Origin of the sequence: Variovorax sp. R-27, from assembly GCF_049913215.1 — a bacterium.
In the GTDB taxonomy this organism is placed as follows: Bacteria; Pseudomonadota; Gammaproteobacteria; order Burkholderiales; family Burkholderiaceae_C; genus Variovorax.
On sequence record NZ_CP183984.1, the window covers coordinates 3,810,096 to 3,832,086 of the forward strand.

22 protein-coding genes are annotated in these 21,991 nt (G+C 65.0%); 2 read left to right on the plus strand and 20 right to left on the minus strand.

The genetic code is table 11. The annotated features are described in order from the left end of the window. Nucleotides 1–133 precede the first annotated feature (133 nt). The gene (locus tag ACN9MV_RS17840; protein ID WP_093056560.1) at nt 134–802 is read right to left on the minus strand and encodes an RlmE family RNA methyltransferase; all 669 of its coding nucleotides are present in this window, start codon (nt 800–802) and stop codon (nt 134–136) included. A gap of 33 nt (nt 803–835) precedes the next feature. Here ACN9MV_RS17840 and ACN9MV_RS17845 point away from each other — a divergent pair, with 33 nt between their 5' ends. Both ACN9MV_RS17845 and ACN9MV_RS17850 read left to right on the plus strand, forming a co-directional pair. Beyond that, nucleotides 836–1,315, plus strand: coding sequence for a YhbY family RNA-binding protein (locus ACN9MV_RS17845; RefSeq protein WP_093056559.1), 480 nt, complete (start codon nt 836–838; stop codon nt 1,313–1,315). Between the two features lie 41 nt (nt 1,316–1,356). Beyond that, nucleotides 1,357–2,076, plus strand: a complete 720-nt coding sequence (locus ACN9MV_RS17850) for a glycosyltransferase (RefSeq protein WP_426388830.1) — start codon at nt 1,357–1,359, stop codon at nt 2,074–2,076. Between the two features lie 31 nt (nt 2,077–2,107). Here the strand turns inward: ACN9MV_RS17850 and ACN9MV_RS17855 are convergent, their stop codons facing one another. The 19 genes from ACN9MV_RS17855 to pyrH all read right to left on the minus strand — a co-directional run bounded on the left by ACN9MV_RS17855 (nt 2,108) and on the right by pyrH (nt 21,965). Further along, on the minus strand, nt 2,108–2,524 hold the full coding sequence (locus ACN9MV_RS17855; RefSeq protein WP_093056557.1) for a DUF4149 domain-containing protein: 417 nt from the start codon (nt 2,522–2,524) through the stop codon (nt 2,108–2,110). A gap of 11 nt (nt 2,525–2,535) precedes the next feature. Then, a complete protein-coding gene (gene greA / locus ACN9MV_RS17860; protein WP_056581276.1) occupies nt 2,536–3,012 on the minus strand; it encodes a transcription elongation factor GreA in 477 nt (158 codons plus the stop codon). Between the two features lie 66 nt (nt 3,013–3,078). Next, nucleotides 3,079–3,948 carry a Kdo hydroxylase family protein gene (locus ACN9MV_RS17865; protein ID WP_093056556.1) on the minus strand — a complete coding sequence of 290 codons (870 nt, stop codon included), beginning with the start codon at nt 3,946–3,948 and terminating at the stop codon, nt 3,079–3,081. A gap of 8 nt (nt 3,949–3,956) precedes the next feature. Further along, complete coding sequence (gene carB / locus ACN9MV_RS17870) at nt 3,957–7,205, minus strand: carbamoyl-phosphate synthase large subunit (protein ID WP_093056555.1); 3,249 nt, start codon at nt 7,203–7,205, stop codon at nt 3,957–3,959. After that, nucleotides 7,198–8,391: a glutamine-hydrolyzing carbamoyl-phosphate synthase small subunit gene (gene carA / locus ACN9MV_RS17875; protein WP_093056554.1), complete on the minus strand. Its 1,194-nt coding sequence runs from the start codon at nt 8,389–8,391 to the stop codon at nt 7,198–7,200. Before carA ends, carB begins: the two co-directional genes overlap by 8 nt. Before the next feature lie 142 nt (nt 8,392–8,533). Next, nucleotides 8,534–9,319 carry a TrmH family RNA methyltransferase gene (locus ACN9MV_RS17880; RefSeq protein WP_426388831.1) on the minus strand — a complete coding sequence of 262 codons (786 nt, stop codon included), beginning with the start codon at nt 9,317–9,319 and terminating at the stop codon, nt 8,534–8,536. A gap of 7 nt (nt 9,320–9,326) precedes the next feature. Further along, nucleotides 9,327–10,052, minus strand: coding sequence for a ribonuclease HII (gene rnhB, locus ACN9MV_RS17885; RefSeq protein WP_093075158.1), 726 nt, complete (start codon nt 10,050–10,052; stop codon nt 9,327–9,329). Beyond that, the gene (gene lpxB / locus ACN9MV_RS17890; RefSeq protein WP_307615144.1) at nt 10,024–11,172 is read right to left on the minus strand and encodes a lipid-A-disaccharide synthase; all 1,149 of its coding nucleotides are present in this window, start codon (nt 11,170–11,172) and stop codon (nt 10,024–10,026) included. The genes rnhB and lpxB overlap by 29 nt, the downstream gene beginning before the upstream one ends. Before the next feature lie 10 nt (nt 11,173–11,182). Next, nucleotides 11,183–11,971, minus strand: a complete 789-nt coding sequence (lpxA, locus tag ACN9MV_RS17895) for an acyl-ACP--UDP-N-acetylglucosamine O-acyltransferase (protein WP_426388832.1) — start codon at nt 11,969–11,971, stop codon at nt 11,183–11,185. A 29-nt stretch (nt 11,972–12,000) separates the two neighbouring features. Further along, the gene (fabZ, locus tag ACN9MV_RS17900) at nt 12,001–12,450 is read right to left on the minus strand and encodes a 3-hydroxyacyl-ACP dehydratase FabZ (RefSeq protein ID WP_013541729.1); all 450 of its coding nucleotides are present in this window, start codon (nt 12,448–12,450) and stop codon (nt 12,001–12,003) included. A 23-nt stretch (nt 12,451–12,473) separates the two neighbouring features. Further along, nucleotides 12,474–13,451: a UDP-3-O-(3-hydroxymyristoyl)glucosamine N-acyltransferase gene (lpxD, locus tag ACN9MV_RS17905; protein WP_426388833.1), complete on the minus strand. Its 978-nt coding sequence runs from the start codon at nt 13,449–13,451 to the stop codon at nt 12,474–12,476. Between the two features lie 14 nt (nt 13,452–13,465). Then, entirely contained in the window at nt 13,466–14,011 is a 546-nt protein-coding gene (locus tag ACN9MV_RS17910; protein WP_093056550.1) for an OmpH family outer membrane protein, read from the minus strand. Continuing rightward, nucleotides 14,012–16,444, minus strand: a complete 2,433-nt coding sequence (bamA, locus tag ACN9MV_RS17915; protein WP_093056549.1) for an outer membrane protein assembly factor BamA — start codon at nt 16,442–16,444, stop codon at nt 14,012–14,014. A gap of 39 nt (nt 16,445–16,483) precedes the next feature. Then, the gene (gene rseP / locus ACN9MV_RS17920) at nt 16,484–17,857 is read right to left on the minus strand and encodes an RIP metalloprotease RseP (protein ID WP_093073877.1); all 1,374 of its coding nucleotides are present in this window, start codon (nt 17,855–17,857) and stop codon (nt 16,484–16,486) included. Between the two features lie 33 nt (nt 17,858–17,890). Further along, on the minus strand, nt 17,891–19,081 hold the full coding sequence (gene ispC / locus ACN9MV_RS17925) for a 1-deoxy-D-xylulose-5-phosphate reductoisomerase (RefSeq protein WP_093175738.1): 1,191 nt from the start codon (nt 19,079–19,081) through the stop codon (nt 17,891–17,893). Continuing rightward, nucleotides 19,078–19,923, minus strand: coding sequence for a phosphatidate cytidylyltransferase (locus ACN9MV_RS17930; RefSeq protein WP_093056546.1), 846 nt, complete (start codon nt 19,921–19,923; stop codon nt 19,078–19,080). Before ACN9MV_RS17930 ends, ispC begins: the two co-directional genes overlap by 4 nt. Nucleotides 19,924–19,942: 19 nt before the next feature. Continuing rightward, entirely contained in the window at nt 19,943–20,662 is a 720-nt protein-coding gene (uppS, locus tag ACN9MV_RS17935) for a polyprenyl diphosphate synthase (RefSeq protein WP_093056545.1), read from the minus strand. Nucleotides 20,663–20,670: 8 nt separating this feature from the next. Beyond that, nucleotides 20,671–21,231, minus strand: a complete 561-nt coding sequence (frr, locus tag ACN9MV_RS17940) for a ribosome recycling factor (RefSeq protein WP_093056544.1) — start codon at nt 21,229–21,231, stop codon at nt 20,671–20,673. 11 nt (nt 21,232–21,242) lie between these two features. Next, nucleotides 21,243–21,965, minus strand: a complete 723-nt coding sequence (pyrH, locus tag ACN9MV_RS17945; protein ID WP_093056543.1) for a UMP kinase — start codon at nt 21,963–21,965, stop codon at nt 21,243–21,245. Nucleotides 21,966–21,991: the final 26 nt, after the last annotated feature.

A 21,991-nucleotide genomic window follows, 5' to 3' on the forward strand; every position in this document is an offset into this window, starting at 1 on the left:
TGAAAAAACGCGCTGTGGGTACGCAATTGCGCCCCATTTTAGGCTTTTCAAGCTACGAAAAGCGGGCATTTCCCTAATGCAGCCATAGCCTGACAAGGGTTTGCGCCACAAACGCACTCTCAGCGGCAAGGTATCAAGGCGTATCCGGGGCCTTCAGGCCCATGCCGACCAGGAAAGTCTCGGCCGATTTGTCCCGCGACGCCTTGGGCTTGAAGGGCTTCACGATGCGGAAATTCGCCTTGAAGAGCTTCACCAGCTCGTCGTAGCCGCTCCCGTGGAACAGCTTTGCCACCAGCGCCCCCTCGGGCTTCAGGTGGTGCTGGGCAAAATCGATTGCAAGCTCGATCAGGTGCGCCACCCGGGCGGCGTCGGCCGAATGGATGCCCGACAGGTTGGGCGCCATGTCCGACACCACCAGGTCGGCTTTGCGGCCTGCCAGGACACCCAGCAACTGTTGCAGGAGCGCATCTTCGCGGAAATCCCCCTGCAGGAAGGTCACGCCCTCGATGGGCTCCATCGGCAGGATGTCGAGCGAAACGATGGTGCCATTCAACTCGCCGGCCGCAGCGCCGCCGGGCGACATGCGCCGGCGCAGGTACTGGCTCCAGGCGCCGGGAGTGGAGCCGAGGTCCACCACCAGCTGGCCCGGCTTGACGAGACCGAGCGACTCGTCGATCTCCTTGAGCTTGTAGGCGGCGCGTGCGCGATAACCCTCCTTGGTGGCGAGCTTCACGTAGGGGTCGTTGATATGGTCGTGAAGCCACGCTTTATTGACTTTTTTGCTTTTGGCTTTGGTGCTCATGAGGGTCTTCGTGTACGCGTCGATAATACGGGGATGCCCGCCATTCAACTTACCCCTGCCGAGCGCAAGGTGCACCGCGCCGAAGCTCACCACCTGGATCCGATCGTCATGGTCGGTGGAGACGGGCTTACCCCTGCCGTGAAAAAAGAAGCCGACGCGGCGCTCAAGGCCCATGGCCTGATCAAGATCCGCGTCTTCTCCGACGACCGCCTCGCCCGCGACGCCATGCTGCGCGAACTGTCCGACGAGCTCGATGCCGCCCCCATTCAACATATCGGCAAGCTGCTGGTGCTGTGGCGCCCGAAGCCCGAAAAGGAGCGCGTGGTCGATGAAGACCGCATGCCCGGCCCGCGCGACGTGAAGATCGTCAAGTACAGCAAGCGCGGCGGCCAACGGCCTGAAATCAAGACCCTGCGCGTGCTCGGCAACCAGCGCCTGACCCCTGGCGGCACCATCAAGCGCGCCAAGGCAAAACGGCCCCTGTCGGCCAAGAAGCGTAACCAGGCGGACTGAGCTTGGTGGCAGCGCAAGGCGCCCAGCGCCATATTCTCTGCATGAAGTGGGGCACGAAATACGGCCCCGAATACGTCAACCGGCTCTACGCGATGGTCCGCCGCAACCTCAGTGGCGACTTCAAGTTCGTGTGCCTGACCGACGATGGCAACGGCGTTCGCCCCGAGGTGACCTGCCTGCCGATTCCGCCGCTCAACCTGCACCTGGCCCCTGGCCAGCGCGACGGCGCCTGGAAGAAGCTCACGACCTTCGAGCAGGACCTGCACGGCCTGCGCGGTCCCGCCCTCTTCCTCGACCTCGACGTGGTCGTGGTGGGCAGCCTGGACGCCTTCTTCGAGCAACCCGGTGAATTCCTGATCATTCACGACTACGCCCGCCCCTGGCGGCGCGAGCGAATCACGGGCAATTCGTCGGTCTACCGCTTCGAGCTGGGCGCCCACGCCGACGTGCTGGCGTATTTCCGCGCCAACATGGACAAGGTTCAGGCCGAATACCGCAACGAGCAGGCCTACCTGTCGGACGTGCTCCACAAGCAGGGCAAGCTGGCTTACTGGCCCGACGGCTGGTGCCCGAGCTTCAAGTACCACGGCATCCCCACTTGGCCGACCAACTACTGGGAAGAGCCTTTCGTGCCCGAGGGCGCACGCATCATGGTGTTCCATGGCGAGTGCAACCCACCGGACGCGCTGGCGGGCCGCCGCAACCGGGCCTTCCGGTTCATCCGGCCGGCGCGCTGGGTCGCGAAGTACTGGAAAGAGTAAGCACGGAGGCGGCGGCTGCCGCCTCTGCCGTTCAGTCTGGCTTGCGGGCGCCCATGCGCCAGAGCAGCACGCCGACGCACACCCACTGCACGAGGTACATGCCGCTGCCCACGGCGTGCCACAGCTTGAGGTTCTCGCGCGCCAGAATGCGTGGCGCCACGGCGTACTGCTGAAGCAGCGCCAGCAGCAGTGCTCCCAGGATGAAGAAGATGGCGGTCATCGCTGGCCCGCTCATGCGATCGTCGGCCTTGGCCCTGAAGTGGATCAGCAGGATCAGCCCACAGCCGATTGCGATCCAGCTCTGCGCCTCGAACAGCTGGCCGGCAAAGTTGCCCGCCACCGATGGGTTGCCAAGCCTTGCGAACAGCAGCGGCACCACCAGGAAACCGATCGTGGTGAGGCTGCCCCACCAGAAGGCGGCCAGCATCAGCGCAACGCGGTCTTTCATGGGTCGAAGAATCAGAGGTAGCGAACGGCCACGATCTCGTAGCGCTTGAGGCCGCCGGGAGCCTGCACTTCGGCGGTGTCGCCCTCTTCCTTGCCGATGAGCGCGCGCGCGATCGGGCTGGAAATGTTGATGAGGCCGAGCTTCAGGTCGGCTTCGTCTTCGCCGACGATCTGGTACTTCACGGCTTCGCCGCTTTCCTCTTCCTCGAGCTCGACGGTCGAGCCGAACACCACCTTGCCGCCGGCATCGAGCTCGCTCGGGTCGATGATCTGCGCGGCCGACAGCTTGCCTTCGACTTCCTGGATGCGGCCTTCGATGAAGCCCTGGCGGTCCTTGGCGACTTCGTATTCGGCGTTTTCGCTCAGGTCGCCCTGGGCGCGTGCTTCGGAAATTGCATTGATGACCCAGGGACGGTCCACCGTCTTGAGCTGGTGCAGTTCGGCGCGCAGTTTTTCAGCGCCGCGCTTGGTGATGGGGATGGTTGCCATGTTGTTGGTTCTCCATAAAGCGAAACCGCCGAACGCTGCCGTTCGGCGGTCGATTGAGGGAATTGATCAGACGAGTGTGCGTCCGGTCAGCCGGCTCAGGATGGCGAGCGGGCTCGATTCGGGATTGTATTGCTTCGAAGCGGCCAGATGAAGGGTCTGCTCGAGCATGTACTGGCCCGCCATCACGGCATGCGAGGTCTGGTCGGAGAAGCACACCCACACCGAGCCCGGCGGGAACTTGGCGGTTTCCTGCGGCGAGTTTTCCTGGTACGCCATGTCCGACTTCATGCCGTCGTGCAGCTGCAGCATCAGGTGGTCGTACTCGCTGCGGAACGACTTGGTCACGCGCAAGGCGCGCAGCAGCTTTGCCTGCCAGCGCACATAGGGCTTGGCGCGCGGCAGGAAGCGCTTGGCAACGTCCTCGAACGGCTCGCCCACGCGCCACACCCGCGGCGCGCCTTCAGGGTTGACATTGGTGAAGACGCGCAGGATGCGCTCGCCGTAGTTCGGCCGCGACGGGAACGAATCGACGTGCAAACGCCGGTCGTCGGCGCGCCACGACTGCACCCGCGTCTCGACCTTCGCCGGTCGGTAGCTGGTAGGTGCGAGCCGCAAGGCGGGCGTGTAGTGCGGCAGCAGCCCGTGAATCAGCTGCGTGGCCTGCGCCCGAAAGCGCCCCACCATTGCAGCCGCCATGCGCTGCACCGCCTCGTCGCCAACCGCGCCCTTGAGCTTGCCGTTGGCGTCGAGGCTGATGTTGCGCACGTCGGGCGACAGCAGGCTGGGCGTGAGCAGGCTGCGCTCCTCGGGCAGCAGCTCGAAGCCCAGGCGCGGAAAGTACAGCACCTTGCCCGCTTCCAGTTCCGCGATCCACGCCTCGTTGGGCGTGGCTGCATTCCAGTCCGTCAGGTCCAGTTCGACGAGCTGCGTTTCCATGATGACGCTCAGGCCGAGGCCAGTTGCGCGTGCATCTCCTGCACCGAGATCACACCGAGTTCGTCCATGAAGCCCATGCCCTCGACCGCGGCTTCGGCACCGAAGATCGTGGTGAAGGTAGTCACACGCGCCAGCAGTGCCGAGGTGCGGATCTGCCGCGAGTCGGTGATGGCGTTGCGGCGCTCTTCCACCGTGTTGATGACCAGCGCAATCTCGTTGTTCTTGATCATGTCCACGATGTGCGGACGGCCTTCGGTCACCTTGTTCACCGTTGCGCACTCGATGCCGGCGGCGCTGATGGCGGCGGCCGTGCCCTTGGTGGCAATCAGCTCGAAGCCCAGCTTCGCCAGGCCGCGCGCCACTTCGACCGCGCGCGCCTTGTCGTTGTTCTTCACCGAGATGAAGACCTTGCCCGACTTCGGCAGGTGCGTGCCGGCGCCCAGTTGCGACTTCACAAAGGCTTCGCCAAAGGTCTTGCCCACGCCCATCACTTCGCCGGTCGACTTCATCTCGGGGCCGAGGATGGTGTCCACGCCCGGGAACTTGACGAACGGGAACACGGCTTCCTTCACGCTGAAGTACGGCGGCGTCACTTCCTTCGTGATGCCTTGCGACTTCAGCGACTGGCCAGCCATGCAGCGTGCCGCCACCTTGGCGAGCTGGATGCCGGTGGCCTTGCTCACGTAGGGCACGGTACGCGAAGCACGCGGGTTCACTTCGAGCACGTAGATGACGTCCTTGCCGTCCTTCTGCTGGATCGCGAACTGCACGTTCATCAGGCCGACCACGTTCAGCGCGGCCGCCATCGCGGCGCTCTGGCGCTTCAGCTCGGCCACGGTGTCGGCGTTCAGGCTGTAGGGCGGCAGCGAACAGGCGGAGTCGCCCGAGTGCACGCCGGCTTGTTCGATGTGCTCCATCACGCCGCCGATCAGCGTGCCGCCTTCGGCGTCGCGGATGCAGTCGACGTCGCACTCGACGGCGTCGTTCAGGAAGCGGTCGAGCAGCACCGGCGAATCGTTGCTGACCTTGACGGCTTCGCGCATGTAGCGCTCGAGGTCGCGCTGCTCGTGCACGATTTCCATCGCGCGGCCGCCGAGCACGTAGCTCGGGCGCACCACCAGCGGGTAGCCCAGGGCCGCGGCCTTTTCGAGCGCTTCGGGTTCGGTGCGAGCGGTGGCGTTCGGCGGCTGGCGCAGGCCCAGCTCGTGCAGCAGCTTCTGGAAGCGCTCGCGGTCTTCGGCCGCGTCGATCATGTCGGGCGAGGTGCCGATGATCGGCACGCCATTCGCTTCGAGGTCGAGCGCGAGCTTCAAAGGCGTCTGGCCGCCGTACTGCACGATCACGCCGAGCGGCTTTTCCTTGTCGACGATCTCGAGCACGTCTTCGAGCGTGAGCGGCTCGAAATACAGACGGTCCGAGGTGTCGTAGTCGGTCGACACAGTCTCGGGATTGCAGTTGACCATGATGGTCTCGTAGCCGTCCTCGCGCATGGCGAGCGCGGCGTGCACGCAGCAGTAGTCGAACTCGATGCCCTGGCCGATGCGGTTGGGACCGCCGCCGAGCACCATGATCTTCTTCTTGTCCGTCGGGTCGGCTTCGCACTCGTCCTCGTAGGTCGAGTACATGTAGGCCGTGTTGGTCGCGAACTCGGCCGCGCAGGTGTCCACACGCTTGTAGACGGGGCGCACGCCCAGGGCGCGGCGCTTCTCGCGAATGGCCGTGTCGGTGGTCTTGAGCTGTTTGGCTAGGCGGCGGTCGGAGAAGCCCTTTTTCTTCAGCGCCAGCAGCGTGTCGCGGTCGATGTCGTCGAGCGACTTGGTTTCGAGCTCGAGTTCGATCTTCACGATCTCTTCGATCTGCACCAGGAACCACGGGTCGATCTTGGTCAACGCGAACACTTCGTCCACGCTCAGGCCCATGGCGAAAGCATCGCCCACGTACCAGATGCGCTCGGGGCCGGGCTCGCCCAGCTCCTTCTCGAGCACTTCGCGGTCTTGCGTCTTCTCGTTGAGGCCGTCCACGCCCACTTCGAGGCCGCGCAGGGCCTTCTGGAACGACTCCTGGAAGGTGCGGCCCATGGCCATCACCTCGCCCACCGACTTCATCTGCGTGGTGAGACGCGAGTCGGCCTGCGGGAACTTCTCGAACGCGAAACGCGGGATCTTGGTGACCACGTAGTCGATCGATGGCTCGAACGACGCGGGCGTCGCGCCACCGGTGATTTCGTTGCGCAGCTCGTCGAGCGTGTAGCCCACGGCCAGCTTGGCCGCGACCTTGGCGATCGGGAAGCCCGTGGCCTTGGAGGCCAGCGCCGACGAACGCGACACGCGCGGATTCATCTCGATGACGACCATGCGGCCGTCCTTCGGGTTGATGGAGAACTGCACGTTCGAGCCGCCGGTGTCGACGCCGATCTCGCGCAGCACGGCCAGCGAGGCGTTGCGCAGGATCTGGTATTCCTTGTCGCTCAGCGTCTGCGCGGGGGCCACGGTGATCGAGTCGCCGGTGTGCACGCCCATGGGGTCGAGGTTTTCGATCGAGCAGACGATGATGCAGTTGTCGGCCTTGTCACGCACGACTTCCATCTCGTACTCTTTCCAGCCGAGCAGCGATTCTTCGATCAGCAGCTCGTTGGTGGGCGAGGCTTCGATGCCGCGCTTGCAGATGGTCTCGAATTCTTCCGGGTTGTAGGCGATGCCGCCGCCGGTGCCGCCGAGCGTGAAGCTGGGGCGGATCACAGTCGGGAAGCCGACCGACTTCTGCACGGCCCAGGCTTCGTCCATCGAGTGCGCAATGCCGGAACGGGCCGAGCCCAGTCCGATCTTGGTCATCGCGTCCTTGAACTTCAGGCGGTCTTCGGCCTTGTCGATGGCTTCAGGCGTGGCGCCGATCAGCTCGACCGGCTTGTTGGTGGCCGCGCCGGTGTACTTGTCGAGCACGCCGTTGCGCCACAGGTCGAGCGCGCAGTTCAGCGCGGTCTGGCCGCCCATGGTCGGCAAGATCGCGTCGGGGCGCTCCTTGGCGATGATTTTCTCGACCGTCTGCCAGGTGATGGGCTCGATGTAGGTGACGTCGGCCGTGGCCGGGTCGGTCATGATCGTCGCGGGGTTGCTGTTGATCAGGATGACCTTGTAGCCCTCTTCGCGCAGTGCCTTGCAGGCTTGCACGCCGGAGTAGTCGAACTCGCAGGCCTGGCCGATGATGATCGGGCCGGCGCCGATGATGAGGATCGATTTGAGGTCTGTGCGCTTAGGCATTCTCTTTCTCCGTCTTTTCCGTCTTGTTCTTTTCCATGAGTGCCGTGAAGCGATCGAACAAATAGCCGATGTCGTGCGGACCCGGCGAGGCTTCAGGGTGACCCTGGAAGCAGAACGCGGGCTTGTCGGTGCGCGCCAGGCCCTGCAGCGTGTTGTCGAACAGGCTGATGTGCGTGGGACGCAGGTTGGCCGGCAGCGACTTCTCGTCGACCGCGAAGCCGTGGTTCTGGCTGGTGATGCTCACGCGGCCGTTGTCGAGGTCCTTCACCGGATGGTTCGCGCCGTGGTGGCCGAACTTCATCTTGAAGGTCTTCGCGCCGGAGGCCAGCGCCATGATCTGGTGGCCCAGGCAGATGCCGAAGGTGGGAATGCCGGTCTCGATCAGTTCCTTGACAGCGCTGATGGCGTAGTCGCAGGGCTCCGGGTCGCCGGGGCCGTTGGCCAGGAAGATGCCGTCTGGCTTGAGCTTGAGCACGTCGGCCGCGGGCGTCTGCGCCGGCACCACGGTGATGCGCGCGCCGCGCTGGGCGATCATGCGCAGGATGTTCTTCTTGACGCCGTAGTCGAAGGCAACGACGTGGAACTTCGGCGTGATCTGCACGCCGTAGCCCGAACCCAGCTTCCACTCGGTTTCGGTCCATTCGTAGGTCTGCTTGACCGACACCACCTTGGCGAGGTCGAGGCCCGACATGCTCGGCGCGGCCTTGGCGGCGGCGATGGCCTTGTCGATCAGCGCCTGCGTGACGGCTTCGCCTTCGGCCAGGCCCAGGATGCAACCGTTCTGCGCGCCGTGGGTGCGCAGGTGGCGCGTGAGCTTGCGGGTGTCGATGTTCGCGATGGCCACCGTCTTGCCGGACACGAGGTATTCGGTCAGCGTGGCGGTCTTGCGGAAGTTGGAGGCGACGAGGGGCAGGTCCTTGATGATCAGGCCCGCGGCATGGATCTTGTCGGCTTCGATGTCTTCCCCGTTGACGCCGTAGTTGCCGATGTGCGGATACGTGAGCGTCACGATCTGCTGGCAGTAGCTCGGGTCGGTGAGGATTTCCTGGTAACCGGTCATGGCGGTGTTGAACACCACTTCACCGGTCGTGGAGCCGGCGGCTCCGATCGAATTGCCTTGAAAGACCGTGCCGTCTGCGAGCGCCAGGATGGCGGGCGGGAAACTTCCCTTGAGAGACAAAAGCACTGGGTTCTCCGGATGGTTACGGTCGCCCGGAGCCCCAGGCGCGTTGCCTGCGAGCTGCTGCTTAAGGGGATTTTGGCGTTAAAGGCGGCCGGGCGACGCTGATTTGCGAGTAAGCCCCCGATTGTAGCCCGGACTGAGTGTGTTATTTGGCCTGCAGGGCTGCTCCGCTCGCATGCAGGCAGATTGCAGCGGCAGCGGCCACGTTGAGCGACTCCTCGCCGCCCGGCTGCGCAATGCGGATGTGGTGCGTCGCCCGGGCTTCCAGCGCGGGCGAAACGCCCTGCCCCTCGTGGCCCATGAGCCAGGCGCAGGGATGCAGCAGTTCGGCCTTGTGGAGCCACTCGCCATGGTGCGAACTGGTCGCCACCAGCGGCACTTTCAGGCCGTCGAGCACATCGGCGTCCACGCCTTCGATCAGCCGCAGGCCGAAATGGGCACCCATGCCGGCGCGCAGCACCTTCGGCGCCCACAGCGCGGCCGTGCCCTTGAGCGCGATCACCTGGGTGAAGCCGAAGGCGGCGGCGCTGCGCAGGATGGAACCCGCATTGCCGGCGTCCTGCAGACGGTCGAGCACGACGCTGGGGGCGTCGGGAATCAGTTCCGGGCGGGACGGCAGGTCGAGCACGAAGCCCATGGGCGCCGGCGATTCCAACCCGCTGACGCCACGCAGCAGGTCGTCGGCGACCACTACGGTTTTGATAGCACTACTCGCCCATTCAGCAGGTGCTTGGGGCCAGAAAGACTCCGAAAACACGGCAATTGCGGGCTTGACGCCCCGCGCCAGCGCCGCCCGACACAGATGATCGCCTTCGAGCCAGAGGCGGCCGAGCTTGCGGTAAGCACCCGGGTCCTGCGCGAGCTTGCGCAAATCCTTGAGCAGCGGGTTGTCGCGCGAGCTGATGTGGCTGGCGCCGGTGTCGGAGGTCATTGAAGGTTCAGGGGGCAGCGCGGAGATCATCGAGGCGCACGGCCTCGACGGCGCCGATCATCATCGCCGGCTGCTCAGATTCGGCCGGCAGCACCACATTCAAGACGCCGCCCGTGCGGGCGAGCGCCGCGGCCACTGGGCTGAACGACCTGCGGTGGTGCACACAGGCGCCATGGCGCTGCAGCGCTTCCAGGTGTTCGGGCGTGCCGTAGCCCTTGTGGCCGGCAAAGCCGTAGTGCGGAAATTCGGCATGCAACTGCTCGCACAGTCGGTCGCGGTGCACTTTCGCCAGGATCGACGCAGCGGAAATGGCCTTCACCCGCGAATCGCCCTTGACGATGGCTTCGGCCAGCACGTCGAGCGTGGGCAGGCGATTGCCGTCGACCAGCACCTTGACGGGCTTCAGCCGCAGCCCTTCGACCGCGCGACGCATCGCGAGCATGGTGGCCTGCAGGATGTTGTGGGTGTCGATCTCTTCGACGGTGGCCTGCGCGATGGAACAGCACAGCGCCTTGGCCAGGATCTGGTCGTGCAGACGCTCGCGCTGCAGGGCCGTGAGAGTCTTGGAATCGGCCAGGCCGCGAATCGGCCGCAGGTCGTCGAGGATCACGGCCGCAGCCACCACCGGACCGGCCAGGGGGCCACGCCCCGCCTCGTCGACGCCCGCCATCAGCCCCGGTGCGTCCCACACCAGCGGGGCCTGTTCAGCCTTCAAGAACTTTCTGGATCGCATCGGCGCAAAGTGTCGGCGTATCGCGCTGCAATTGCACATGCAGCTCTGAAAATCTTTGTTGCAAGGCTTGCGTTTTCCCGGGCGCGTCGAGCCAGGCCAGCGTGGCCTGGGCCAGTGCCTCGGGCGTGGCGGCTTCCTGCAGCAACTCCGGCACCACGAACTCGCGACACAGGATGTTGGGCAAGCCGACCCAGGGCTGCAACTGCTTGCGTTGCATGAAACGCCACGACAGCGCATTCATGTTGTAGGCGATGACCATCGGCCGCTTGAACAGTGCAGCCTCGAGCGTGGCGGTGCCGCTGGCGATCAACGTGGCGTCGCAGGCGGCCAGCGCGGCGTGCGACTGGCCATCGAGCAACTTCACGCGCCCGGCCATGCCGCTGGCCTGCAGCAGGGCCTCAACCTCGGCGCGCAGGCCCGGCAGGATGGGGGCCACGAACTGGAGGTCCGGGCGCACCTTCTGCATCAGTGCGGCTGCAGCGAAGAAACGCGCGGCCAGGTAGCGAATTTCCGAGCGACGGCTGCCCGGCAGCAAGGCGACGACCTGCGCGTCGGGCACCAGGCCTAGCGCGGCGCGTGCGGCGGCACGGTCGGGCATCATCGGGATCACGTTGGCGATGGGGTGGCCGACATAGCTCGCAGCCACACCGTGCTCCGCCAGCAATGCAGGCTCGAACGGGAAGATGCACAAGACATGGTCAGCCGCCGCCCGGATCTTCTCGACGCGCTCCGGCCGCCAGGCCCAGATCGACGGGCAGACGAAGTGCACTGTCTTCATGCCGTGGCTGCGCAGGCCGGCCTCGAGGTCGAGGTTGAAATCGGGCGCGTCGACGCCGATGAAGAGTTCGGGGCGCTCCTGCAGCAGTCGGGCCTTGAGTTTGCGGCGAATGCCGGCGATCTCGGCGTAATGCCGCAGCACCTCGATGTAGCCGCGCACCGCGAGCTTTTCCTGGGGCCACCAGCTCTGGAAGCCGTGGGCCAGCATGCGGGGACCGCCGATGCCGGCGGTCTGGAGATCGGGCCAACGGGCCTGGAGGCCGTCGAGCAGCAGACCCGCCAGCAGGTCGCCGGAGGCTTCACCTGCGACCAGCGCGAAACGTCGCTGTTCGTCCTTCTGCATCGCCGTCACGTCAGCGCGCGATGCCGCGCGTCGAGTTGGCGAGGAAGGCTTCCATCAGCGCGACGTCGCCTGCCGCTTCCGGCATTTCCGTCGCGAGCGCGGCGATGCCGGCGCGCGCCTCTTCGAGCGTCTTGCCCTGGCGATACAGCAGGCGGTGCATCTGCTTCACCGCCGCGAGCCTCCCGGCGGAAAAGTCGCGCCGACGCAGGCCGACGACATTGAAGCCGCGCACAGCCAGCGGATTACCGTCGACCAGCATGAAAGGCGGCACGTCTTGCGTGACAGCGCTGGCAAAGCCAAGCATGGCATGGGCACCGATCGAAACGAATTGGTGAATGCCCGTGAGCCCGCCGACCGTGACCCAGTCGGCCAGGTGCACATGCCCCGCCAGCGTGGTGTTGTTGGACAGCGTGGTGTGGTTGTCGACACGGCAGTCGTGCGCGATGTGCGTGTACGCCATGATCCAGTTGTCGCTGCCCACGCGCGTCACGCCCCCCGCGCCCGGCACGCCGAGGTTGAAGGTGCAGAACTCGCGGATCACGTTGCGGTCGCCGATGACGAGCTCCGTCGGCTCGCCGGCGTATTTCTTGTCCTGCGGTATGGCACCGAGAGACGAGAACTGGAAGATCCGGTTGTCGCGCCCGATGGTCGTGCGCCCTTCGATTACGCAGTGCGCGCCGATGGTGGTGCCCGCGCCCACCCGCACGTGCGGGCCGATCACGGTATAGGGCCCAACCGACACCGAGGCGTCGAGTTGTGCCTTGGGGTCGACGAGTGCTGTCGAATGAACCTGGGTCATGCCTTGTGAGACGACTGGCTGCGGCCGGGTCAGCTGATCTGGCGCATGGCGCACATCAGCGTCGCCTCGCAGGCGAGTTCGCTGCCCACCAGGGCCCGGCCCTTGAACTTGGAAATGCCCGCCTTCATGCGCTCGATTTCGACTTCGAGCGTCAGCTGGTCGCCGGGTTCCACCGGGCGCTTGAAGCGCGCGCCGTCGATGGCGGCAAAGTAGTAGACGGTGTTGTCGTCCGGCACGATGTCGAGCGAATGGAACGACAGCAGGGCCGCGGCCTGGGCCATGGCTTCGAGCATCAGCACGCCCGGCATCACGGGGCGGTGCGGGAAATGGCCATTGAAGAACGGCTCGTTCATCGTCACGTTCTTGAGCGCGGTGATTCGCTTGCCCTTTTCCATGTCGAGCACGCGGTCCACCAGCAGGAACGGGTATCGGTGGGGCAGCAGCTTGAGGATTTGATGGATATCGAGCGTCGTCGTCATGATTTTCTGTTCCTGCATCGTCGTCATTTTTTCGAGGGAGCTTTCTCCAGCGCCTTCAGTCGTTCGCGCAGGCTGTGCAACTGCTTGAGCGTTGCCGCATTTTTTTCCCAGCTCGCATTGTCATCGATGGGAAACATACCGGTGTACTGGCCGGCCTTGTGAATTGAACGGGTGACCACGGTCGCGGCGGATATGTGCACGCCGTCGGCCACTGTCAGATGGCCCAGCACGATGGCGCCACCGCCGAAAGTGCAATTGGCGCCAATGACGGCGCTGCCGGCCACACCAACGCAGCCCGCCATGGCGGTGTTCTTGCCGACGCGCACGTTGTGGCCGATCTGGATCAGGTTGTCGAGCTTCACGCCGTCTTCGATCACGGTGTCGTCGAGCGCGCCGCGGTCGATACAGGTGTTGGCGCCGATTTCGACGTCGTTGCCGATGCGCACCGCACCCAGTTGCTCGATCTTGACCCAGCGCCCCTCGTGCGGCGCGAGGCCGAAGCCGTCAGCGCCGATGACCACGCCAGGGTGCAGCAGGCAGCGCTCGCCGATGAAGCAGTCTTCACTGACCGTCACGCGCGACTTCAGCACCGTGCCCGCGCCGATGCGTGCGCCCCGCTCCACCACGCACAGCGCACCGATGCGCGCCGTGGCGTCGACCTGCGCCTCGGCGTGGATCACCGCGCTGGGATGGATCCGGTCGGCCTCCGGACGCGCGTGATGCGCCTTCCAGAGCTGCGTCAGGCGGGCAAAGTAGAAGTACGGATCGGGCGTGACGATGAAAGCGCCACGCGCCGCGGCCGCCTCGCGCATGGCGGGCGAGACGATCACGCAGGCGGCCTTCGAGGCCGCCAGTTCCTGCTGGTATTTGGGATGGCTCAGGAAGCTGAGCGCATCGGGCTGTGCATTCTGCAGCGGCGCAAGCCGCTCGATGGACAGCGCCGCATCGCCATGAAGCTCGCCCCCAAGGGCGTCAACGATGGCTCCGAGCTGCAGTGACACGCCGGTTCGCGGCGTTACTTGCCGGCCGCGGGCGCAGGAGAGCCGACCGACGCGTTCAGCGCCTTGATCACCTTGTCGGTGATGTCGTGCTTCGGATTGATGTAGATCGCTTCCTGCAGGATGGCGTCGTACTTCTCGGCCTCGGCCACCTGCTTCACCACGCGGTTGGCGCGCTCGTAGACCTGCTGGAGCTCTTCGTTCTTGCGCGCGTTCAGGTCTTCCTGGAATTCACGGCGCTTACGCTGGAAGTCGCGGTCCTGGTCGACCAGCGCGCGCTGGCGCGTGACCCGCTGGCTTTCCGACAAGGTGGGCGCCTCGCGCTCGAACTTCTCAGAAGCCGCCTTCAGGGCGTCGCCTTGTGCGGTCAGATCCTTCTCGCGCTTCAGGAATTCGGCTTCGAGCTTCGCCTGGGCAGTCTTGGCCGGCTGCGCCTCGCGCAGCACGCGGTCCGGGTTCACGAAACCGATGCGAAAGGTTTCCTGCGCCTGGGCGGGCACCGCAGCGAATGCGAGAGCGGGAATCAACAACGCGCCTGCCGCAGCGCGAATCAAATGCTTCATTTAGAAAGACGTTCCGATCTGGAATTGGAGGCGCTGAATTCTATCCTTCGGGATATACCCGGCTGTAAACGGCTGCCCCACTTCCTTCTGGGACCTGACGGGGAAGGCATAAGCAAGACGCAGCGGGCCCAGCGGCGAAATCCAGCTGACGCCCAGACCGACCGACGCGCGCAACTTCTTCTCGGCCTTCCATTGCTCGTCGGTCACGCCAGCAGCACGCGTGCCGAACACGTTGCCAGCGTCGAAGAAGCCGTACAAGCGCAGCGTGCGGTCGTTGCCGGCACCCGGGAACGGCGTGCTCAGTTCGGCATTGAAGACCGCCTTCTTGGTGCCACCGAGGGCTGCACCTTCGCTCTGGAGGAACAGAGGGGCATCGCGCGGCCCCAGCGAGTTCTGCTCGAAGCCACGGACGGAACCCAGGCCACCGGCATAGAAGTTCTTGAAGATCGGGTAGACCTTGTTGCCGAGCGCCTTGGCATAGCCGACTTCGCCGTTGATCGAGAAGGTGTACTGCTTGCTGATCGCGAAGAACTGCTGGTATTGGTAGTTCGTCTTGATGTACTTCATGTCCCCGGCCGCGCCCACTTCGAGGTTGGCGCGCTGCAGACGGCCCGTGGTCGGGATCAGCGCGCTGTCGCGACTGTCACGCCCCCAGCCGATGCTCAGCGGAACACCCCAGACGCTCTTCTGGTCACAGTTGACCACCAGCAGGCCCGTGGCATCCTTCTGGCACTGGAAATAGGCAAGGTAAGACGGCGGCGTGTACAGGCCGGAGAATGCAGTCGAACTGTTGGGATCGAACGCATAGCGCTCGAGACCGATGCCGAAGAAGACGGTATCGACTTCGCTGAACGGCACGCCAAAGCGGATGGAAGCGCCCTGATTCACCAGTTTGTAGTCGCCATCGGTGGAGGTCTGATACGGGCGCGTCGTGGTGTGGTAGAGGCTGATCGTGCGCGAGATGCCGTCCGGCGTGAAGTAAGGGTCGGTCGTGGTCACCGACAGCGTACGGTTGTACTTGCTGGTGTTGACCTGCACGCCCAGAAAGTTACCCGAGCCGAACACGTTTTCCTGTGAGATACCGAAGGTCAGCGCGACCTTTTCGGCGCTCGAGTAGCCGGCGCCGAGTTGCAGGCTGCCGGTGGGCTTTTCAGCCACGTTGACGGTCAGGTCCACCTGGTCGGGCGAGCCGGGCACCTCCTGCGTTTCGACGTTCACTTCGGTGAAGAAGCCCAGGCGGTCCACGCGGTCGCGCGACAGCTTGATCTTGTCGCCGTCGTACCAGGAGGCTTCGTACTGGCGGAACTCGCGACGGATGACTTCGTCGCGGGTCTTGTTGTTGCCGCCCACCGAGACGCGACGCACGTACACACGGCGCGAGGGCTCGGCCTGCAGCGTGAGCGCCACGCGGTTGTTCGCGCGGTCGATATCGGGGCGCGCCTGCACGCGTGCGAACGCATAGCCGAAGGTGCCGAAATAGTCGTTGAAGGCCTTGGTGGTCTCGGTGACCTGCTCGCCGTTGTAGGGCTCGCCCGGCTTGATGGTGATGAGCGACTTGAACTCGTCGTCGCGGCCGAGGTAGTTGCCGTCGAGCTTGACGCTCGACACCACGAACTTCTCGCCTTCGCTGATGTTCACGGTCACCGTCAGGTCCTTGCGGTCCGGCGAAATGGCGACCTGGGTCGAGTCGATGCGGAACTCGAGGTAGCCGCGGGTGATGTAGTACGAGCGCAGCGTTTCGAGGTCGGCGTTGAGCTTGGCGCGCGAATACTGGTTCGACTTGGTGTACCAGCTCATGAAGCCGCCGCTGTCCTGATCGAACAGGCTCAGCAGCGTCGATTCGCTGAAGGCCTTGTTGCCGACCACGTGCACTTCGCGGATACGGGCCGACTCGCCTTCGGTCACGGTGAAGGTCAGGTTGACGCGGTTGCGCTCGATGGGCGTGACAGTGGTCACGACCTGCGCGTTGTAAAGACTGCGGCTCACGTACTGGCGCTTGAGCTCCTGCTCGGCGCGGTCAGCCAGTGCCTTGTCGTAAGGACGGCCATCGGTCAGGCCGACTTCGCGCAGCGCCTTCTGCAGCGCGGCCTTGTCGAATTCCTTGGTGCCGACGAAATCGACGTCTGCAATGGTCGGTCGCTCTTCGACGATCACCACCAGCACGTTGCCGTTCACGTCGATGCGCACATCCTTGAACAACCCCAGGTCGAACAGCGCACGGATGGCGGCGGAACCGCGCTCGTCGCTGTAGGTATCGCCCACGCGCAGCGGCAGCGACGCGAAGATCGTACCGGCTTCGACGCGTTGCAGACCTTCGACGCGAATGTCGCGCACCGTGAAAGGCTCTACGGCCCAGGCTGCCGTGGCGGCAAGCGCACTGGCAACCACCGCGGCAACGCTACGCAGGCGAAAGCGACTGAAGTTTTTGTTCATCTGAGAATTGAGCCGGCACGGAAAGGGCCGGGCAGAAAGTTAACCAAAGAGCCGTGTGACGTCGTTGAAGAGTGCGACCGACATCATGACCAGCAGCAGGGCCACACCCCCGCGCTGAAGCCGTTCCATCCAAGCGTCGGAGACGCTCTTGCCGGTCAGGCCCTCCCAAAGATAATACATCAGGTGTCCCCCATCGAGGACCGGCAGCGGCATGAGATTGAGGACTCCGAGGCTCACGCTGATGAGCGCCAGGAAGACCAGATACTGAGTAAAACCGAGGCTTGCGGACTTGCCAGCGTAGTCGGCAATCGTGAGCGGACCGCTCAGGTTCTTGAGCGAAGCCTCGCCGATGACCATCTTGCCCATCATGCGCACGGTCAGCGCGGACACCTCCCAGGTGCGCACCACACCACGCCAGACACCGTCGACCAGCCCCTGGCGCACCGTCACCATTTCGGGCGGCGCACCAACGTAGGCGCCGATGCGCCCCACCTTGACGCCGCCCTCCTCCCGCACCTCGGGCTTCACGTCGATCTTGAGCGGCTGGCCGCCGCGCTCGACCTGCCAGGCCTGGGTGCGCGGCTGGTCACCATCGACCGACGCCCGGATCACCTCGCGCAGCTGCTGCCCGTCGACGATGGCCGTGTCGCCGATGGCGCGCACCACATCGCCGTTGCGCAGGCCGGCGCTTTCCGCCGCACTACCCGCCATGACTTCGCCGATCTCAGGCCGGGTCAGGGGTGCGACGACGCCGATCTTGCGGAACATCTGCGGATCGGCGTCCTTGGTCTCCATGCGGCTCAGCGGCAGCACCAGCTGGCGCGCAGGCCGGCCGGGTTCCCCTGCGACTTCGAGCGTCAGGTCATGGCCATCGAGCGCGCCACGCGTCATGCGCCAGCGCAGATCCTCGAAGGACTGGACCGGCGACAGGTCGCCATCGAAGCCCGCTTGCGTGATGTGCTCGCCGCCGCGCAGGCCCGCCGCTTCGGCCAGAGAGGCGGCGACCGGCCGCGCGAGCTTGGCGACCGGCTCCTGCACGCCGATCCAGTTGACGGCCGTGTAAAGCACGACAGCCAGCAGCAGATTGGCGATCGGCCCCGCCGCAACAATGGCCGCTCGGGAACGCAAAGGCTGGGTGTTGAAGGCGCGATGGCGCTCTTCAGGTGCGACCGGCCCCTCGCGCTCGTCGAGCATCTTGACGTAGCCGCCGAACGGGAATGCACCGATGACGAACTCGGTCTGTTGCCCCGGATGCTGGCGCTTGGGCTGCCAGCGCAGCAGCGCCTTGCCGAATCCCACGGAGAAACGCTCGACTTTGACTCCACAGGCAACAGCCACGCGGTAGTGCCCGTATTCGTGCACCGCGATCAGGACACCGAGTGCGACCACAAAGGCTATGACAGTGAGCAGCATCGGGGTCCTTGGTCTCTACGGAGGGTCGTCAGGTCAGGCTGCGAAACGCAGCGCCGCGGCATTGGCCGCCGCACGGGCGCTGGCATCGATCGCCAGCAGGTCGGCCAGCGATGCCGGCTTGGAGGGGGCGACCCTTTCCAAAGTTTCCATGTTGACCGCATGTATGCAATCAAAACGCAGGCGGCGGTTCAGGAAAGCTTCAACTGCGACCTCGTTGGCAGCATTGAGCACCGCCGTCGTGCCCGGCGCGGCGCGCAGTGCATGCCATGCCAGGCCCAGTCCGGGAAAGAGCGCCGCGTCGGGCGCATCGAAGGTCAGCGAGGCCATCTGGCGGAAGTCGAGCCGCGCAGCACCGCTCTCGATGCGCTCAGGCCAAGCCAGGCCCACCGCGATCGGCACCCGCATGTCGGGCGTACCGAGCTGGGCGATGACCGAAGCATCGGTGAACTGCACCATCGAGTGCACCACGCTCTGCGGATGGATCACGACCTCGATCTGATCAGGCGCGACGCCGAACAGGTGACGCGCCTCGATCACTTCGAGGGCCTTGTTCATCATGGTGGCCGAGTCGACCGAAATCTTGCGGCCCATGACCCAGTTCGGATGGGCGCAGGCCTGTTCGGGCGTCACCGTACCCAGGGTTTCCGGCGCACGAGTACGGAACGGGCCACCCGATGCGGTCAGGATGATCTTGTCGATACGCCGCGCCCAGGTGGACGGGTCTTCAGGCAGCGACTGGAAGATGGCCGAATGCTCGCTGTCGATAGGCAGCAACGTCGCGCCGCCTTCGCGCACGGTACGCATGAAGAGTTCGCCGCCGACGACCAGCGCTTCCTTGTTGGCCAGCAGCAGCCGCTTGCCAGCGCGCGCGGCGGCCAGGCAAGGGCCAAGGCCCGCCGCACCGACGATGGCGGCCATCACAGCATCGACTTCGTCGTGAGACGCTATCGTTTCGAGAGCATCATCGCTCGCCAGAACAACCGTTTTCAGGCTGTTCTGCTTCAACTTTTCAGCCAGCAACGCAGCATGCGGCGCACTGGCCATCACGGCGAACCGGGGCGAGAACTGAGCGCACTGCGCCAGCAACTCGTCGACCTTGGTAGCCGCCGAAAGGGCAAACACCTCGAAACGCTCGGGGTGCCGCGAAATGACGTCGAGCGTGCTCACGCCGACCGAACCGGTCGAGCCAAGCACCGTGACGCGTTGTCTTCTGGGTGTGTTCACAGGAAAGCCAGCATCATGGCAATGGGAAGCGCCGGCAAGAGGGCATCCACGCGGTCGAGGACGCCGCCGTGGCCGGGCAGCAGCCGGCTGCTGTCCTTGGCGCCGGCGCTGCGCTTGATGAGAGATTCGACGAGGTCACCCACGACGCTCATGGCCGCGAGGAACAGCGCGGCGAGCAGCAAAAGCCACCAGCCACGCTCGTTGAGGCGGGTATAGAGGCTGGCCACGGTCGCGCCCGTGGCCTTGTCGGCCCAGACCCAGGCAAAGGCCAGCACCACCACGCCGATCATTCCGCCCCACACGCCTTCCCAGCTCTTGCCGGGACTGATCGCGGGCGCGAGCTTGTTGCGGGTGAACTTCAGGCCGAAAGCGCGGCCGGCGAAATAGGCGAACACGTCGGCCACCCACACCAGCACCAGGATCGACAGCAGGAAGTTGATGCCGATCATGCGTGCCTGCACTGCAGCGAGCCATGCCACCCATAGCGCCAGCAAACCGCCGACCAGCCGCAGCCCACGCGGAATGCGGGGCCAGCCCGGCACCGCCACTCGCAGCAGCGCTGCGCCGCCCAGAACCCAGGCCGCACTGGCCAGGGTCCACATCAAGACCAACGGCTGCTCCAGCAGCCCCAGCCACCAGGACAGCGCGCACAGCACCACCGTTTCAACGCCGAGAAACACCGACAGCCGCTGGCCGTATCCATTCAGACGCCCCCACTCCCAGGCGCCAGCGCCGATCAACACCAGCATGACGCAGGCGAAGGGGATGTAGTTTCGATAGAACAGCGCTGGCAGCAGGATCGCGAGCAGCACGATCGCCGTGAGGATGCGTTGTTTGAGCATGCGGGAAGTTGTCAGGCCCTCAGGCCGTGGCGGTCTTGACCTGTGCCGAGGTTTGGCCGAAGCGCCGCTCACGGCCCTGGAACGCGGCAATGGCCTCGTCCAGCGCAGCTTCGTCGAATTCGGGCCACAGCTTGTCGCTGAAGAAAAGCTCGGCGTAGGCACTCTGCCAGAGCAGGAAGTTGGACAACCGTTGCTCGCCGCCCGTGCGGATGAACAGGTCGGGGTCGGGCACATGGGCCAGGGCCATGGCGCGGTCGAGGCTCGCCTCGGTGATCGCATCGCCCTGCGCCACCAGCCTGGCGGCGGCCTGCGCGATGTCCCAGCGGCCGCCGTAGTTGAAGCAGACGTTGAGCACCATGCGTGTGTTGTGCGCCGTGGCTTCCTCGGCATCGACCAGGCCCTTCACCATCTTCGGCGACAGGCCGGCCCGCTCGCCGACGAAATGCAGCCGCACGCCATCGGCGCTGAGCTTGGGCACCTCGCGGGCCAGTGCACCGACCATCAGGTCCATGAGGCCGGAGACTTCCTCGACGGGACGGTTCCAGTTCTCGGACGAGAACGCGAACACCGTGAGTACGCCCACGCCGCGGTCGGCACAGGCCCTGACGCAGCGGCGCAGCGATTCGACGCCCTGCTTGTGCCCCGCGACGCGGGGCAGGAAGCGCCGCGTGGCCCAACGGCCGTTGCCATCCATGACGATGGCAACGTGGTGGGGAATGCGTGGCGCTGAAGAGGCCATGACAGGCCTCAAACGGCCATGATCTCCGCTTCCTTGGCCGCGACCAGGCGGTCGATTTCCGCGATGTGGCGGTCGGTGACCTTCTGGATCTCGGCCTCGGCGCGCTTCTGGTCGTCTTCCGACGCCAGCTTGTCCTTGACCAGCTTCTTGACCGACTCGTTCGCATCGCGGCGCAGGTTACGCGTGGCGACCTTGGCGGTTTCGCCTTCGTTGCGGACCAGCTTGGTCATTTCCTTGCGGCGCTCTTCGCTCATGGCGGGCAGCGGCACGCGGATCAGGTCGCCCATGGAGGCGGGGTTCAGGCCCAGGTCGCTTTCGCGGATGGCCTTCTCGATCTTGGCGCCCATGCCCTTTTCCCAAGGCTGGACGCTGATGGTGCGCGAATCGAGCACCGACACATTGGCCACCTGGCTCAACGGCACCTGCGAGCCGTAGTACTCGACATGGATCGAGTCGAGCAGCGCAGAGTTGGCGCGGCCGGTACGGATCTTCGTAAGGTTGTTCTGGAATGCGGCGAGCGACTGATTCATCTTCGCGTCGGTCGCATTGCGGATATCTGCAATGGTCATCTCAAATACTCCTAGGCATGCACCAGCGTGCCCTCGTCCTCGCCCATGACGACGCGCTTGAAAGCGCCGTTCTTGAGAATCGAGAACACCTTGATCGGCAGCTTCTGGTCGCGGCACAGCGCAAAGGCCGTGGCGTCCATGATGCCGAGATTTTTTGCGATCGCCTCGTCGAAGCTGAGCGAGACATAGCGCGTTGCGTCGGGGTTGGTCTTGGGATCGGCGGTGTAGACGCCGTCGACCTTGGTCGCCTTGAGCACCAGTTCGGCACCGATCTCGGCACCGCGCAGCGCAGCTGCCGTGTCGGTGGTGAAGAACGGGTTACCCGTGCCGGCTGCGAACACCACAACCTTGCCCTCTTCGAGGTACTGCAGGGCCTTGGGGCGCACATAGGGCTCGACCACCTGCTCGATGGCAATGGCGGACATCACACGAGCCACGAGGCCCTGTTTGTCCATTGCATCGGCCAGCGCCAGCGAGTTCATGACCGTGGCCAGCATGCCCATGTAGTCGGCCGTGGCGCGGTCCATGCCGACCGAGCCCCCCGCGACGCCGCGGAAGATGTTGCCTCCACCGATCACGACCGCCACCTGCACGCCCATGTTCACGACCTCGGCCACCTCCTGCACCATTCGCACGATGGTCGCGCGGTTGATGCCGAAGGCGTCATCGCCCATCAACGCCTCTCCCGACAGCTTCAACAAGATTCGCTTGTGGGCTGGGCGGGCATCAGACATGGGCAATTTCCTTTGGTTGGACTGGG